Here is a 15,059-nt window from a genome sequence, read left to right on the forward strand (position 1 = left end):
ATTAATCACCGAATTCCGTCATCAACGACTCAATTGCGCTTCGCAGCTGCGCTTCGCTAACCCCACCCCATTTGTAACGAATTACACCAGAAGGGTCGACCAGAAAATTTGAAGGACAGCTTTCAATTTCGTAAGGATCGGTCTGATGTGTCTGTTGATCCCACAGCAGCGGAAATTGCAGACCCAAGTAAGCGTGATTCGATCGATACTGATTAAAGAGTGCCCAGGGGTCGATACGATCAACCCCAAGCACAGTAAACCATCCAGCGTATGCTGGATCCGCATAAACTTCTTGAATGTGCGGGAATTCAGCAAGACATGGTGCACATGTGTAGAAAAAGAAACTCACGAGCACGATTTTGCCACGAAAATCTTGAAGGCTGTAGAAGGTTGTGCCGTCGCCATCGCTGAGTAGCGTAAAGACCGGCGCCAACTGTCCAACCTGGTTCCCTTGTTCCAGCGCCGTGAACTGTGTCAGAATCGTCAGAGTGTCGCGGGGACTCAGCGTTGTAAAGAGACGTGCAGGCGCATTGGTGGCGTGACCGGGCAAATAGGCAGAGATCAGCCATGAACCGATCCCTATGTCAAAGTGATTAGGCGGGGTCGTGACAAACGGTGAATTGTCGATAAGTATAATCGTTCCGGCTGGAGCGTCCGTCATCTCAATATGAGCGAGGGGAACGTCAGCGGCGACGAGTTCTACAGCGACGGTGTCATCTTCCAAGACGACAACCTCAATCGTGGCCGCTTCGTACCCCGGTTTCGTTGTCATTACGACATGCGGACCCGTTGGGACTTGACTAAGAACTGCCGGAGTTACCTGAGCGGTTTGCACGCCGTCCAGCCAGATCCGTGCACCAGTCAAAGAGTTTCCTTGCGAGTCACGTAGTTGAACAGAAATCCCCCCAGACCTTGAGTGAGTTTCCTCGATTTCACAGCCTGCGAACATGATCATCAGCAGGAGATAGGTATATCCGATGTACTTCATTCGCTGAACTCCATCAATTGTTCGGCATGGCGGATAAAATCAGTATGGCTGCGGAAAGCCATTAGGGGCAACTCGTTAGTGTTGAACCAGTGAGCCTCGATGGCATCATCGCCCGCAGCCGCAGCACCGGCGGAATAATGCGCTGTGTAAGCAAGTACCAAGACCTGTCCGAAGTGGGGGTCCTGGTGATTGGTCACACCCAATAGCACACCTGGCTTACAATGAATGCTTGTTTCCTCGAGAACTTCGCGCACGAGTGCCTGCTCTGGAGATTCGTCTTTCTCCATAAAACCTGAAGGTAGAGCCCATAGACCAAGCCCCGGCTCCACGCCACGTTTTACTAACAAAACGCGGCCACTCTGCAGAAGAACGGCCGCGACAGCAGGGGATGGATTGAGATATACAACGTTCCCACAAGCTCTGCAATATGGACGGACTCGTCCATCAACAGCCCTGTCAGACAATCGCTCCCCACAACGTGTGCAAAAAACATAATCTCTCATGCTACCCCCGCACGCGCTCCTCTCCGTGCGTCAACCGGTGCCTTTTCCCAAGTCTAATTCGTCCGCACCAAGTAGTCCAAGTCTTGCGGCCGCGACGGATGCAGCTTTCTGCTCTGCTGCCTTCTTGGAAGTTCCGTCTCCCCTGCCGTATGACTCGCCATTCAGGTAGATCTCGACCACGAACAGCTTTGAATGATCAGGCCCGGATTCCTCCACGAGGCGATACTCCGGACTTTCCCACGAATTTGCCTGCGCATGCTCGAGAACAAGGCTCTTGTAATTTACATATTCATCTTTTGTAACGATTTCGCGCCAATTGTCAAGCAGATGGGTCTCAACAAACTGCCGAGCAGGCTTCATGCCGCGGTCCAGATAGATTGCGCCAATCAGTGCCTCAAACGCATCCTCAAGTATGGAAGCTCGATCTCGCCCGCCAGCTCTGTCTTCATTGTCGCTGAGCAGAAGATGGTTCCCCAGATCAATTCTCTTAGCAGCAGCGACTAAAGCTGTGCCAGACACGATCACTGAACGGAGCTTAGTGAGCTGACCTTCTACCATGCCAGGGAAGAGATGATAGAAATACTCGGCAATTATGAAGTCCAGAACAGCATCGCCCAGATACTCAAGACGCTCATTTGATTCATGGCGCCCCAAGTTCTCCTTGTTCAGCACGCTACGATGACGTAGAGCGGCAATAAGCAGAGCTTGATCTTTGAAGCGAAATCCAATCCGTCGCTCAAGTCTGCGCAATTGTTGCCGAATTTTCGGGGGAACGCCCCTTCGATTCCTTCGCAGCAAATCGCGCAAGAATTCCATTCAGCGGTTACCTACCCTTGTGGTACTCCGGCTTGGCAAATATTAGTGACGAATTATGTCCACCAAAACCAAAGGCATTGGACATGGCAATGGAAACGTCTCTTTTTACCGCGAGATTCGGTGTCACAAAGAGGTCACATTCCGGGTCCTGATTCTCAATGTTTATCGTCGGCGGTATCAAGTCATTTTGCGTCACAAGAATGGACGCTATGGCCTCAATTGCCCCAGCAGCTCCAAGTGTATGACCGTGCATCGATTTGGTTGAGGAAACAGCCAACTTGTCCGCATGTGCGCCGAACACTGACCGAATAGCTCTTATCTCGGTCGGATCACCTACGTCAGTGGACGTACCGTGCGCATTGATATAGGCAACATCTTCTTTGGGCACATTCGCGTCTGTCAGTGCAGCTATCATCGCCCGACGAGCACCATCACCGTCAACATGTGGAGCCGTAATGTGGTAGGCGTCACCGGACGCTCCTGCACCCAAAAGCTCTGCGTGAATCTTTGCACCACGTCTCTCAGCAGACTCAAGACTCTCAAGGATGAGCACACCCGAACCCTCGCCAATGACAAAGCCATCTCGATCAATATCGAACGGCCTGCTGGCTTTTTGAGGATCCTCATTTCGTGTGGAAAGCGCTTTCATCGCATTAAATCCACCAACGCCAAGATGGGTGATTGCAGCTTCAGTACCACCAGCCACAATTGCGTCAGCTTCACCAGCCTGAATCAAACGCGCTGCCATGTGGATTGAATGACCGGCAGTCGAGCAAGCAGATACAACGGCAAAGTTAGGTCCACCAAGACCAAAGCAAATTGAGACCTGACCTGAAACAATGTCAGAGATCATCATCGGCACAAAGAACGGGCTGATTCGTTTAGGTCCGCGTTCAAGATAAACCTTCGCCTGTTCTTCGAAAAGTTCTATCCCGCCGATTCCCGATCCGATAATTACGCCTGTCCGCTCCTTCGCTACTGGCGGCGATTCACCACTTAAACCTGCATCCACAAGCGCTTGATGTGCAGCAGCGATCCCGAATTGCGTAAACCTCTGAAACCTTCGCGCCTCTTTAGGGTCAAGTAAATCCCCAATGGAGAAGTCTTTGACTTCGCACGCGAACTTCGTTGCGAACTCTGTAGTATCAAACAATGTAATGGGTCCCGCTCCAGAGCGGCCGGAAGTAATAGCGCTCCAAAAGCTATGAACGTCGTTGCCGACCGGAGAGATCACCCCCATACCAGTTACGACAACTCGATGCTTCTGCATGTAAGTCTTGCTCTAAATTAGGCGTTCTCTGCTGGGGTCTTGCTCTTCAAGTAGTTGACGGCATCACCAACAGTTTTCATCGTTTCGGCATCTTGATCTGGGATCTCGAGTCCGAATTCCTCCTCGAAAGCCATGACCAGTTCGACCAGATCGAGCGAGTCGGCACCAAGGTCCTCGACGAAGCCCGCTCCGTCGGTGACGCTGCTTAGGTCAACCTGCAATCGATCCGCAATGATCTTTTTTACTTTGTTCTCCATGTCGGACATGTTCAAGCCTCCGTTAGAAAAGCGACGTTTAAGTTACGTTACATGTGCAGTCCACCGTCAACGACTAACACTTGCCCTGAAATGTAGTCAGATGCGGAGGATGCGAGAAATGCGCAAACATGCGCAATATCGTCCGATGAGCCGAGATACTTCAGGGGAATAGCCTGCATATAGGCATCCCTAACCTCTGGACTCAATTGATGAGTCATGTCTGTTTCAATGAAACCTGGCGCAATCGCATTTGCCCGGATACCACGGCCGGCAAGCTCTTTCGCGACTGATTTTGTGAACCCAATCATTCCAGCCTTGGAGGCTGAGTAATTTGCTTGTCCCGCATTACCCATGACTCCAACTACAGAAGCGATGTTAATAATCTTCCCATAGCGAGCTTTCATCATGGGCTTAATCGCGGCCTGCGTGCAAACAAAACATCCGGTTAGGTTGACATGAAGCACACGCTCCCAATCGCTCACTGACATGCGCATGATCAAGTTATCTCGAGTGATTCCGGCATTGTTAACCAGAACGCTTAGGCCTCCCAATTCCTCGGTCACACGTTGCACGAACCCCGCAGTCCCGATCGGATCCGTAACGTCCACTACTTGTGAGACTACTTTACGTCCAGATTCAACCGCAAGTTCCGCTGCTGTCGCAGTTAAGTCTTCAGAAAGAACGTCGGTCAAAGCGAGATCGGCACCCTCGAGCGCAAGATGCCGCGCGATCGCCTTACCAATTCCTCGAGCGGAACCAGTGACCCATGCAACGCGGCCTGAAAGAGTCTGATTCAAGCTGTTGCTCCCGCAGTTACTTCTTCAATTTCAGCGACCGTGCCGACTGTTTGCGCGAAGGCACCACTAACAGTTCTCTTTAGAAGGCCCGCCAGTACATTGCCCGGGCCGATCTCGAACCAATGCGCATGCCCCATTTCACTCAAAGCTTGCAGACAATCCGTCCATCTGACGGGTGCGAGCAACTGATCCACGAGGGCTCGCCTGACAGCTTGCGGTGTGCTGTGCGGTCTACCTGTAGCATTGGACATCACAGGAAATCTTGGACTGGAAATCACCGCTTCTTCCAACGCCTCTTCCAGCGCTTTAGAAGCAGATGACATGAGTGGCGAGTGAAAAGCACCGGAAACTACTAACTTCCGTGCAAGCTTTGCCCCACTCGCTTTGCATAGTTCAATGGCATGTTCAACGGCTCGGACTTCACCGGAAATCACAAGTTGCCCGGGCGAATTGTAATTCGCAGGGACGACGACGCCGACATCGGCAACTTCTCGGCAGATTTGCTCGACTGTCTCGAACTCAATTCCGACCACTGCCGCCATTGCACCAGGGCGTTCCTCGCCCGCCCTTTGCATCGCATCAGCACGCACCTTCACCAGTCGCAGCCCTGTCCTGAAGTCGAATACGCCCGCGCATGCAAGAGCTGAGTATTCACCAAGGCTATGCCCCGCCGCAGCAACAGGCAGAATCCCTCGTTCTGCAAGCAATTCTGAAACGACTACAGAGTGGACGAACAGTGCAGGTTGAGTTACACGTGTCTGACGCAGCTCCTCCTCAGGCCCGTTGAAACAGAATGCCGCCAAATCAAAATCGAGGACTTCGGCGGCCTCATCGAAGCGTCGCTTGACTGAATCGAACCTCTCGTAAAGGTCTTGTGCCATTCCAACACTTTGCGACCCTTGGCCGGAGCACAGGTAAACAGGACTGAACTTCAAGAAACTCTTATTTCCCCGTGTTTAGAAACGGACCACTGCCCCGCCCCAAGTGAATCCGCCGCCGAAAACGACAGACAACATAATCTGTCCATCTTTAAGCAACCCTTCCTTGCGAGCCTCGTACATCGCCAATGGCACAGAGGCAGATGAAGTATTGCCGTACTTATGAATGTTCAGGAATACTTGCTCCATAGGCAAGCCCATGCGCTCTGCTGTCGCAGAAATTATCCGAGTGTTAGCTTGATGAGGGATCAGCCAATCGACATCTGCAGGCTCGAGGCCGGCTTTTTCAACTGCCTCTTTTGCGGTTCTTTCCAACATACGCACCGCATGACGAAACACTTCGTTGCCGCTCATGTGCATTACACTCTCAGAGTATTGGGTCTCTGGCAGCCTCTTGCCCGCCAGTCCATGCCCCACACAATACAGTAAGTCTGTATAGGAACCATTTGATCCGATTACCACGGAAAGAATTCCCCGGTCATCTTTTGCCTTCGTAACCACGGCCGCGCCGGCCGCATCACCGAACAGGACACAGGTCCCCCGATCTGTCCAATCCGTGATAGGAGTCAGCAGTTCTGCTCCAATAATCAGGACATTTGCAGCACGTGACGCAGCTATCAGAGCGTCCGCCATGTAGAGCGAGTACATGAACCCGCTGCACGTGGCACTCACATCCCAAGCCGCTGCGTTCTTCGCGCCGATTGCTTCCTGCACCAGTGTCGCAGTGGCCGGAAACCGCAGATCTCCAGAAATAGTACCGATGATAACTGCGTTTAGTTCCGACGCATCCAGGCTTGCCTGCTCTAAAGCTTCGCGTGCAGCTCTGATGCAGTAGTCCGACGTTCGCTCACCCCTGCGGACAATCCTTCGTTCCTTAATCCCAGTCCGGGTTGTAATCCACTCGTCATTTGTTTCCACAATCTTCTCAAGATCGTGGTTCGTGAGGATGTTCTCGGGAAAACTAACTCCCAACCCCGCAATACGTGAGACTGGTCTAACGCCTTTACTCATCGTCTGACTGTTCCACCTCCAGCTCATCACGCTTCTCAGTCCGGCCTTTGTACATGGCAACACCGCGAGCCAGCATGCTGGCATCGTACTGTTCGACACCGTTGCTTAGTGCGGAAGGCAGGTCTTTTGCGACCATGCTTCGTGCTTCGCCAATAGCGTTCTTTATCGCCTTGGCCGGCGAGCCCCCGTGACAAATGATGGACACGCCATTGACACCCAGCAGAGGAACACCCCCAATTTCCGAGTAGTCAAACTCTTTTGCCATCTTAGCAAGAGCCGGAGGCGGAGGACCGCTCCCATTTCCGCTGGCAAACCGCGTCATAAAGGTATGAAAAAGAGACTCGCTTAGTTTGAGTATCACGTTACCTACAAATCCATCACAAACCATGACATCAGCTTTGTCCGACAGGAGATCCCGGCCTTCAATGTTACCGATGAAATTGAGTCCACTATGCTCCAATAGATAGTGAGTCGCGAGCACTAACTCATTGCCCTTGGTCTTTTCTTCACCAATGGAAACAAGTGCTATCCGAGGATTCACGGTGCCTGTCAGAAGCTCCATATACACTGAACCCATAACGGCGAACTGCAACAAGTTTATGGGCTTGCAATCCGTGTTTGCACCGACGTCGAGGAGAAGCGAGAAACGACCGTTGCCTTTCGGGAAGAGTCCACCAATGGTCGGCCTTCGCACGCCTTTTATCAATCCGAGCTTTAAGTAGCTGGCAGCCATTTGCACGCCAGTGTGACCTGCGGAAACGATAGCACTTGCCTCACCCGTCTGGTGAAGATCAATGGCGCGCAAGAGCGAGCTATTGGGTTTTGACCGCACGACTTTGCCGGGCGAATCAGTCATCTCCACCACTTCGGGCGAATGCTCGGTAGAGATCCGATCGGCAATTCCGGTGATGTCGAGGCGTCTCAATTCCTCACGCAAGAGGCTATCCGGACCAAAGAGCTTGACGCTTATGTCCGGCCATTCGCGCAGAGCTTGAACAGCAGCTTCAACGGGAACACGGGGAGCATGGTCGCCCCCCATAGCATCCAAGGCAATAACCATGGACGACACGGTGAAATGATCTACCTTGACTTCACTGACATTACGAAGCGGCCATTATAGTAGCCGCACGAACCACATACACGGTGCGGGGCAATTGAAGCTTTGCAGTTTGAGCACGTTGCGAGTGCAGGTCCGGTCAAATTGAAATTTGCCCGGCGGCGATCACGGCGGGACTTTCCGACTCTTCTTTTTGGTACTGGCATGGCAATATTTTGTGATGGTTAAATGGAATTCTTTGCGTTACAATTGCAGGGACCGTCATTCAGGTTTGCACCGCATTGGACGCACAAGCCCAGACAGTCCTCATGACACAGGTGTTTCCCAGCAAAAGCAAGTATGAGCAGATCGCGAAAGTCCTGACTCAAATCTAACTCCGTTGTCCCAGGCCTGAAGTACACGATATCTTCATCGTCTACTTCGTCCCCTTTAGGCGGTTGACCAGCGACAAAAAGCAACGGAGAACTAACTTCCAAGGGAATCTCAATCTGACATAGGCAACGATCACATTCAGTCTTCGCAGACGTTTCAAGCTTTATACGGAAATCGAAATAGGGATCATGCCTGTCCAACCTGAGCCGTGCTTGAATCGGCCGACTGAAGGACTCTGGATCCAGCTCGAGCTCTGAAGCCACCAGCTCCTCGCTGATTTCGTGCACTCCTTGCCCGTAAGCCGGAAGGTGAATTTTCACGTCAAGATTCCTGAAGTCATAAAGATAACAAGACTTTGCTTCAATATCAAGCTGCCGAGAGGCAACATGGTGCAACGCAACGAAGAGGACTCGACTCAATTAATTCATTATTATCAATAATTTATGGATAGCGTGCGCTATTGTTGCCCTTCAGGGGGATTTCCCGTATCAAGCGGGTCATTATCAGTAAGACGATGTTCGAGTGACCGAATATGATCACGGATCTTTGCTGCTTCTTCGTATGCTTCAACTTCGACATACTCTTTCAGCTTCTGATGCAAGTACGCGATTTGCTCAACAATGGATCGATTCACAGGCTCGTTACTGACAGCGGCACTGTCCATGACTTTGTTCGCCACTTGTATCGGAGCTTTGCTTTTCAGCGCAAGCGCGATGGCATCCGATGGGCGTGAATCTATCCGGCGCGTCTCACCGCCAGAAATTCGCAGTTCAACTTCGGCATAGAATGTGTTATCCTTGAGATCGCATATGGTAGTCGAAACGACACTTACCCCGCTTTCCAAGAGGATCGCAGCGAATAAGTCGTAAGTCATCGGACGCGCATACTCAAGTCCTTGAAGCAGGAGCGAAATGCTCTGAGCTTCAGCTGCCCCGATAAAAATGGGCAGCCAGCGCTCGCCATCCTTCTCTTTCAGGATGACAACATAGCCTTGATATGGAGGACAAACTGAGATTCCAATAACCTCAACGCTTATCATGACAACTCCGAGAGTGAATCAAACATCTTCAATAGGCAAGGATTCGTCTCTGGAATCCTCCTCCGTGGCTCGGGTAAGCCTTGGATCGAATGACGGGAGAACGAATTCCGGCAGAGGCTTCAGCGGATCAACATTCTTTCCTGCCGCGGCCAGCCCGAATCTAATCCGTTTTCCAGACGGCGTCGATGCCAAATCATTGACAACAGAAAGTGAAGTCGGTACCATGAAACGAGGCAACATTGCATCCAGCAGTCGGGGAATATTAGATGCATCTGCATTGCCATTTGATAAGAGCAAAGTAGCTGCGACTTCGGAACCAATCTCCTCATGGGGCTTCGCATAAACTACAGCATCAGATACTCCATCCATATGCTTCAGACTCTTTTCCAAGTCCTCGGCGCGGACATGGAATCCACCTTTCAGAAAAACTGCTCTGTCACAACCAACTATTCCAAGAAAGTCCTGCTCATCAAGTACTGCCCAATCATCAACCGGAAGCCATTCTTCCTCGTCACGCTTTGAGCTACTCTTGTAGCTAAGCGAAACGAACTTGAGGGGTCGTGGTGCATTACTCACTTCCAATCGACCAATTGATCCGCATGGCAGACTCTCGCCGCTCTCCCCTACGACTTTGAAAACTGCTCCGCCAATCGGTCGGCCGACGGACTCGAAAGGCCAGACGCCGGGCAAAGTGTTCAGTGCGACAAATCCTGCGGTCTCCGAAGTGTAGTACCCAGACCAAACTTGTCCGTCAGTTGCGCGAGTTACCAACAGCGCAAACTCTTCTGTTAGCGACGAGTCCGTCACTAACACTGCGGAGACTTTCCCTTTGAGTTGAAGGAGTTTATCCGCATTCCAATAAGACCGGTCACGCGCTTCGGCCAACAGGAGTAGACGTTGTTTCGCGTCTGAATCGGCCTTCACAAGCTCCTCAGAAGGATCATCCAAAACGAACGTGGCATCTGATGACAACGCGGCAAACATTCCGAGAGATAGCACCGCAACAGACGCTAAAGTACCCGTGTACCAAACTTCCGTTCCTTGACGAATTCTCAGTTGAGAAGCAAGCGCGGACGACTGCCATGCAATCGCATCCGCACTATGAAAAAGAGCCTTAGGCGGTGCACAGGTCCCGGCAGAATGATTCACGAAAGCGGGTGACTGATCGGTCGCTGTGACCGCAATCCCTTGCGGCTCAGTCCAAGACCGCGCATCTTGTTCTGCAATCCAACGAAGATAAGGTAATCGCGCAGCAAACAGAGCAGAATCCAATGTCTTGCCGCAATAGAGGCCGTGAATTCTAACCGCATCTAAAAGCTTTACCAGCGATTCAAATTCAAGACGCGGATCAACAAAGAACGGCAAAATACCGCTCTGGAGACACGATAGAAAGAGAGTCACAGCTTCGAGACTTCGATCTGCAGCGATTGCGATAACTTGTCCGGGTTCAATTTGTGCGGTATTTAGCGAAGCCCGCCACGCCTTGGAGTACTCGGATACGTCACGTCCACTGAACTTATTCCCCTGGTACTGGAACATACATCGATCGGGGACCAAATTCATGAGTTCAGATGCCCAACGACTTGCGGAGAATCCCTGCTGCTTCTCACCACTAGTCACGCTATAATCTCTCCAAGCCGGTCAAGTGAACGATATTGAACAGCTTCAGTAACATGAGTTATCTGAATCTCGTTGCATCCCTCAAGATCGGCAATTGTCCTCGCAACTTTTCGAATGCGATGATATGCACGCGCAGAGAGTCCCATTCTTTCGACTATCTGCCTCAGAAGTTCAAGGCTGTGCGAATCGATGGGAGCAAACTGCTCGATCTCTTTGTTGGTCATCTGGGCGTTTGAATAGAGTCCCGGACGATATTTGCTAAATCGCTCACGCTGCCTGCGTCGAGCATGCTCAACACGTTGCCGTATGTTATGTGTTTCGTCGCCTGCGGCGTGAGAAGACAACTCATTCCAAGACACGCGAGGAACTTCCACATGCAAGTCAATTCGGTCCAGCAGCGGTCCTGAAATCTTTGATACATACCGTCGGATTTGCTCGGTTGTGCACTTGCATTCCCGATCTGGATCAGTCGCAAAGCCGCACGGACAGGGGTTCATCGCAGCAATAAGCATGAATTGGGCAGGGTATGCCAGCGTGACCGCCGCTCTCGACAAGGTGACTACTCCATCTTCCAAAGGCTGTCGCAAAACCTCGAGGACATTCTTATGAAACTCAGGAAGCTCGTCTAAGAATAGTACACCGTGATGGGCTAATGAGACTTCACCAGGCCTTGGAATCATGCCACCACCAATTAATCCTGCATCGGATACCGTATGATGCGGCGATCGGAACGGACGATTAGCGACAACGGCTTTCCCTGCCTTCAGCATTCCGGCAACGGAGTGAACGCGGGTTGTTTCAAGTGCCTCTTCTAAACTGAATTCCGGCAAGATACCCGGCAGTCGTTTCGCAAGCATCGTCTTGCCTGAACCGGGTGGCCCAATCATTAGAACATTATGGGATCCGGCGGCAGCAACTTCCAGTGCACGTTTTACTGACGACTGTCCACGCACATCACTAAAATCACCGACGGGCTCGCGCGCTTCGTCGAACAGTCGCTGATGATCAACCGTATGTCTGACAATAGGCTTCAAACCATTCACAAAGTCTACAGCATCGCGCAGCGACCTTATGGGGTAGACCTCGATTTTTGGAATTAATGCGGCCTCTTGCGCATTGTCGTCAGGGACAAGGATGCGCTCAATGCCCTCACGTTGCAACGCAGTTACAATAGGAAGCATTCCCCGCACGGGGCGTACCTGACCGTCCAACGCCAGTTCGCCAACGACAGCAGTGTTCGCGGCAGAATCTATCTTGAGTTGACCGGATGCGGCCAGAATTCCGAACGCCATGGGCAGGTCAAATCCACTACCCTCTTTCCGGATGTTCGCCGGTGCAAGGTTGATCGTAATCTTGCGCTGCGGCATCGAGTATCCCGAGTTCTTAATCGCAGCAGCGACGCGCTCACGTGCTTCCTTCACCGCATTGTCTGGAAGCCCAACAACCGTGAATGCGGCTTCAGAGTTCTCTAAGTGACATTCAGAGCGAACGCGAAAAGCATCCACGCCGAGCAGTGCCGCAGTAGTGACATCAGCGAACATAACTAATGATCAGATAGGTTTCTCGTAGATTCGCCAAGTCTTGTATGGCTTTGAACCCATTGTCTCTGCCGCCTTGGTCATCAGCACATTATCGGCCAGTATCCATGAGAACTCTCCCCACCGATACCCCGCAGAAGTCCCCGCTTCGTAGGCTCTTAGATAAAGCACGGTATCAATACCCTTCCTGCGAAACTGTGGTTTTACCCCCATTGCGAGGATTCTCGCGCGGCCAACTCTGTGCCTGCCATATAGAAGACGGAGTATCCCAAACGGGAATAGCTTTCCGTTCAGCTTCTTGAAGATAACGTTCAAATCAGGCAGGCCAAGTATGAACCCCACAGGTTCACCATCATACGTCTCTGCGAACTGAATCAACCGCGGATCAAGCACCAGTTTAAGGCTTGATGCCATCACGTCGATTTCGGCATCACTCATTGGCACAAAGCCCCAATTGTCTTCCCATGCAGAATTATAGATGCTCTTGAAACGCTCCACTTCTGCATTGAAGTCACGGCGATCAAAAAAACGGAACCGAATCTCAAGTCGTTCTTCAAGTTTCCTGCCGAACTCCCTGACTCTATCAGTCATCTGACCTTCAAACATCTGGTAGGCCAGCAAGTCCTTGACTTTTGACAACCCTGCCTGTTCGAGCAATGTCGCATAGTATGGCGGGTTGTGTGTCATCATCACTGCAGGCGGTGTGTCAAAACCGTCCACCAACAAGCCGCACTCTTCATTTGTTGAAAAATTCATTGGGCCCCGGATTGAATCGAGGCCCCTATTCTTCAAGAAGTTTTCTGCGGCACTAAGCAGCGCCGCAGAGACCAGCGGGTTATCGACTGAGTCGAAAAATCCAAAGAAACCAACCTTGTCTTTCCAATATTGATTGTGAGCATGATTCACAATCGCGCTAATTCGGCCCTTCACTTCCCCGTTATCGTCAAAGGCAAGATAGTGTTCCACATCGGCATGCCTATGAAAGGGATGCTTCGTCGAAAACAACTGACGCTGGTCATAGAGCACGGGTGGAACCCACGCAGTATCAGCGGCTTGGACTTTCCACGGAAATTGAAGAAACTTGGTCAGAGTCTTCCGGTCTGAAACCGTTTGGATGCGGATGCGAATAGCTTTCCTCTGCGCGGAAGGGAATTATTTTTGCAATCTTGCCGACTTTATCGAGTGCGAAGTCAAGCTGGTCGGTGGTATGTGTTGACATCACCGAAAAGCGAATCAATGATTGACCAGGCTGAACAGCTGGTGGAATGACCGGATTGATAAAGACACCTTCGTCCTGCATCATCCTGCAAACCTTGAATACGTTTGTTGCATCCCCCACAACAACGGGAATAATCGGTGTGTTACTGTGTCCAGTGTCCAATCCAAGATTTCGCAGCCCATCTCGCAAGTAATTCGCATTTCTCCACAGTAGTTCACGCCGCTCTGGCTCTTCGTCTATGATCTTTAGTGCTGCAAGTACTGCCCCGACTGTAGCTGGGGGCGGGCTGGCAGAGAAAATGAGCGCCCTGGCGTGATGTCTTAAGAAATGGACAATATCTTCTGAGGCGGCGACAAAACCTCCAATAGCGGCCAGCGACTTCGAGAATGTTCCGACAATTATGTCAGTTTCATCATTCAGGCCAAAGTGCCCTGCGGTGCCTTCACCATGCTTTCCATAGACTCCCACACCGTGAGCGTCATCAAGAAGAAGATCGACATCATACTTCTTACAGAGCCCAACGATTGCAGGAAGGTCTGCGGTATCTCCCTCCATGGAAAAAACACCCTCTGTCACAACAAGAACATCCTTACCTTGATGCACTTTTAGCAGCCTCTCGAGGTCCTCGATGTCGTTGTGACGGAATTTTGCCACACGGCCAAACGAGAGTCTCGCGGCGTCAATGATTGACGCATGCGAGAGCGCGTCGGCAACAATCCACGTATTTCGTTCAACAAGTGTGGCTATTGTGCCTACATTTGCCTGATAGCCAGTCGTAAAAAGAAGGACTGACTCTTTACGCAGAAATTCAGCCAGTCGATCTTCACACTCTTTGTGAATGCTAAGAGTTCCATTCAGAAAACGCGAACCGGCACATCCTGCACCAAAGCGCCGGACAGCGTCAATCGCCGCCTCCTTCACTTTGGGATGATTGGTAAGTCCCAAATAGTTGTTAGAGCCAAGCATGAGGATGTCGCGACCCTCAATCTTAACCACCGCGTCCTGGTCTGTCTCGATCGCGCGGAAGTACGGATAGAGTCCTTGCGCCATTACCTCTCTGGCGGTCTTAAACTGCGCGACTTTCTCCAAGAGTCTCAAGCTTCTACCCCACTTCTCAACATAGACAACCTAATCAAACCGGCGGCTGAACAGATCCGACAAAAACGGAACAAAGAAACCTTTTCCCTTAAAGACATTCAGGATTCCGAGACCAGCGATGATTATACAGAAGAATAAAACTAAGTCCCAAATGAAACGAAAGCGCAACAGCAGGGCAAGTAATTCAACAAAAAAGAGTGACATGCCGAGCCGTACATGTCCCTGCACGAATGCCGATTCGTGCCGTTTGAAGAACGGAACAAGGCAGATAAAGGGAACGTAAGCGAGGACAGCGAGTAATTTCTCGTCCTCACTCACTTCCGTCAAATCACTTGGTGCGTGCGGTGTTTCGTCTGAATTCATATGTGTTCCTGGCACCCCCGACGGGACTCGAACCCATGCTCCCGGCTCCGGAGGCCGGTGCTCTATCCACTGAGCTACGGGGGCTAGGTGCTTGGCAAACGCGGAGAGCCTCTAATCTCTTAATATACAACATCTGGACAGGAAACGCAACATCATTTGCAGGAATACAGAAT

At 51.3% G+C, this 15,059-nt stretch carries 18 protein-coding genes and 1 tRNA gene; all 19 read right to left on the minus strand.

What is annotated here, in order from left to right; genetic code table 11:
• Position 1: 1 nt before the first annotated feature.
• The 19 genes from KJZ99_01065 to KJZ99_01155 all read right to left on the minus strand — a co-directional run bounded on the left by KJZ99_01065 (position 2) and on the right by KJZ99_01155 (position 14,970).
• On the minus strand, positions 2–988 hold the full coding sequence (locus tag KJZ99_01065; protein ID MCL4304484.1) for a redoxin domain-containing protein: 987 nt from the start codon (positions 986–988) through the stop codon (positions 2–4).
• Entirely contained in the window at positions 985–1,335 is a 351-nt protein-coding gene (locus KJZ99_01070) for an NUDIX domain-containing protein (protein MCL4304485.1), read from the minus strand. The genes KJZ99_01065 and KJZ99_01070 overlap by 4 nt, the downstream gene beginning before the upstream one ends.
• Positions 1,329–1,481, minus strand: a complete 153-nt coding sequence (locus tag KJZ99_01075; GenBank protein ID MCL4304486.1) for a hypothetical protein — start codon at positions 1,479–1,481, stop codon at positions 1,329–1,331. The genes KJZ99_01070 and KJZ99_01075 overlap by 7 nt, the downstream gene beginning before the upstream one ends.
• A 40-nt stretch (positions 1,482–1,521) precedes the next feature.
• Positions 1,522–2,307: a ribonuclease III gene (gene rnc / locus KJZ99_01080; protein ID MCL4304487.1), complete on the minus strand. Its 786-nt coding sequence runs from the start codon at positions 2,305–2,307 to the stop codon at positions 1,522–1,524.
• Between the two features lie 7 nt (positions 2,308–2,314).
• Entirely contained in the window at positions 2,315–3,577 is a 1,263-nt protein-coding gene (gene fabF / locus KJZ99_01085) for a beta-ketoacyl-ACP synthase II (protein MCL4304488.1), read from the minus strand.
• Between the two features lie 17 nt (positions 3,578–3,594).
• Positions 3,595–3,843: an acyl carrier protein gene (locus tag KJZ99_01090; protein MCL4304489.1), complete on the minus strand. Its 249-nt coding sequence runs from the start codon at positions 3,841–3,843 to the stop codon at positions 3,595–3,597.
• A gap of 38 nt (positions 3,844–3,881) precedes the next feature.
• Positions 3,882–4,631 carry a 3-oxoacyl-[acyl-carrier-protein] reductase gene (gene fabG, locus KJZ99_01095; GenBank protein MCL4304490.1) on the minus strand — a complete coding sequence of 250 codons (750 nt, stop codon included), beginning with the start codon at positions 4,629–4,631 and terminating at the stop codon, positions 3,882–3,884.
• Positions 4,628–5,512, minus strand: coding sequence for an ACP S-malonyltransferase (fabD, locus tag KJZ99_01100; protein MCL4304491.1), 885 nt, complete (start codon positions 5,510–5,512; stop codon positions 4,628–4,630). The genes fabG and fabD overlap by 4 nt, the downstream gene beginning before the upstream one ends.
• Positions 5,513–5,587: 75 nt before the next feature.
• Positions 5,588–6,580, minus strand: coding sequence for a ketoacyl-ACP synthase III (locus KJZ99_01105; GenBank protein MCL4304492.1), 993 nt, complete (start codon positions 6,578–6,580; stop codon positions 5,588–5,590).
• Complete coding sequence (gene plsX / locus KJZ99_01110; protein ID MCL4304493.1) at positions 6,573–7,640, minus strand: phosphate acyltransferase PlsX; 1,068 nt, start codon at positions 7,638–7,640, stop codon at positions 6,573–6,575. Before plsX ends, KJZ99_01105 begins: the two co-directional genes overlap by 8 nt.
• A gap of 20 nt (positions 7,641–7,660) precedes the next feature.
• Complete coding sequence (gene rpmF / locus KJZ99_01115; protein MCL4304494.1) at positions 7,661–7,843, minus strand: 50S ribosomal protein L32; 183 nt, start codon at positions 7,841–7,843, stop codon at positions 7,661–7,663.
• A gap of 18 nt (positions 7,844–7,861) precedes the next feature.
• Positions 7,862–8,329 carry a DUF177 domain-containing protein gene (locus tag KJZ99_01120; protein MCL4304495.1) on the minus strand — a complete coding sequence of 156 codons (468 nt, stop codon included), beginning with the start codon at positions 8,327–8,329 and terminating at the stop codon, positions 7,862–7,864.
• A 137-nt stretch (positions 8,330–8,466) separates the two neighbouring features.
• Positions 8,467–9,048 carry a bifunctional nuclease family protein gene (locus KJZ99_01125; protein ID MCL4304496.1) on the minus strand — a complete coding sequence of 194 codons (582 nt, stop codon included), beginning with the start codon at positions 9,046–9,048 and terminating at the stop codon, positions 8,467–8,469.
• An 18-nt stretch (positions 9,049–9,066) separates the two neighbouring features.
• The gene (locus KJZ99_01130; GenBank protein MCL4304497.1) at positions 9,067–10,668 is read right to left on the minus strand and encodes an acyl--CoA ligase; all 1,602 of its coding nucleotides are present in this window, start codon (positions 10,666–10,668) and stop codon (positions 9,067–9,069) included.
• Positions 10,665–12,209 carry a YifB family Mg chelatase-like AAA ATPase gene (locus KJZ99_01135; protein ID MCL4304498.1) on the minus strand — a complete coding sequence of 515 codons (1,545 nt, stop codon included), beginning with the start codon at positions 12,207–12,209 and terminating at the stop codon, positions 10,665–10,667. The genes KJZ99_01130 and KJZ99_01135 overlap by 4 nt, the downstream gene beginning before the upstream one ends.
• A 9-nt stretch (positions 12,210–12,218) precedes the next feature.
• Positions 12,219–12,962: an N-acetyltransferase gene (locus KJZ99_01140; GenBank protein MCL4304499.1), complete on the minus strand. Its 744-nt coding sequence runs from the start codon at positions 12,960–12,962 to the stop codon at positions 12,219–12,221.
• Between the two features lie 289 nt (positions 12,963–13,251).
• On the minus strand, positions 13,252–14,523 hold the full coding sequence (locus KJZ99_01145; GenBank protein ID MCL4304500.1) for a pyridoxal phosphate-dependent aminotransferase family protein: 1,272 nt from the start codon (positions 14,521–14,523) through the stop codon (positions 13,252–13,254).
• Between the two features lie 30 nt (positions 14,524–14,553).
• Positions 14,554–14,886 carry a hypothetical protein gene (locus KJZ99_01150; protein ID MCL4304501.1) on the minus strand — a complete coding sequence of 111 codons (333 nt, stop codon included), beginning with the start codon at positions 14,884–14,886 and terminating at the stop codon, positions 14,554–14,556.
• 9 nt (positions 14,887–14,895) lie between these two features.
• Positions 14,896–14,970: transfer RNA gene (locus KJZ99_01155), tRNA-Arg, on the minus strand.
• Between the last annotated feature and the right edge of the window lie 89 nt (positions 14,971–15,059).

The organism is bacterium, assembly GCA_023382385.1.
Taxonomy (GTDB): domain Bacteria; phylum Electryoneota; class RPQS01; order RPQS01; family RPQS01; genus JABWCQ01.

Bases quoted from the DNA above. Each gene is read 5' to 3' on its own strand.
- KJZ99_01065 (MCL4304484.1), bottom strand. From the start codon at position 988: ATGAAGTACATCGGATATACCTATCTCCTGCTGATGATCATGTTCGCA.
- KJZ99_01075 (MCL4304486.1), bottom strand. From the start codon at position 1,481: ATGTTTTTTGCACACGTTGTGGGGAGCGATTGTCTGACAGGGCTGTTG.
- rnc (MCL4304487.1), bottom strand. From the start codon at position 2,307: ATGGAATTCTTGCGCGATTTGCTGCGAAGGAATCGAAGGGGCGTTCCC.
- fabF (MCL4304488.1), bottom strand. From the start codon at position 3,577: ATGCAGAAGCATCGAGTTGTCGTAACTGGTATGGGGGTGATCTCTCCG.
- KJZ99_01090 (MCL4304489.1), bottom strand. From the start codon at position 3,843: ATGTCCGACATGGAGAACAAAGTAAAAAAGATCATTGCGGATCGATTG.
- fabD (MCL4304491.1), bottom strand. From the start codon at position 5,512: ATGGCACAAGACCTTTACGAGAGGTTCGATTCAGTCAAGCGACGCTTC.
- KJZ99_01105 (MCL4304492.1), bottom strand. From the start codon at position 6,580: ATGAGTAAAGGCGTTAGACCAGTCTCACGTATTGCGGGGTTGGGAGTT.
- plsX (MCL4304493.1), bottom strand. From the start codon at position 7,640: ATGGTTATTGCCTTGGATGCTATGGGGGGCGACCATGCTCCCCGTGTT.
- rpmF (MCL4304494.1), bottom strand. From the start codon at position 7,843: ATGCCAGTACCAAAAAGAAGAGTCGGAAAGTCCCGCCGTGATCGCCGC.
- KJZ99_01125 (MCL4304496.1), bottom strand. From the start codon at position 9,048: ATGATAAGCGTTGAGGTTATTGGAATCTCAGTTTGTCCTCCATATCAA.
- KJZ99_01135 (MCL4304498.1), bottom strand. From the start codon at position 12,209: ATGTTCGCTGATGTCACTACTGCGGCACTGCTCGGCGTGGATGCTTTT.
- KJZ99_01140 (MCL4304499.1), bottom strand. From the start codon at position 12,962: ATGAATTTTTCAACAAATGAAGAGTGCGGCTTGTTGGTGGACGGTTTT.
- KJZ99_01150 (MCL4304501.1), bottom strand. From the start codon at position 14,886: ATGAATTCAGACGAAACACCGCACGCACCAAGTGATTTGACGGAAGTG.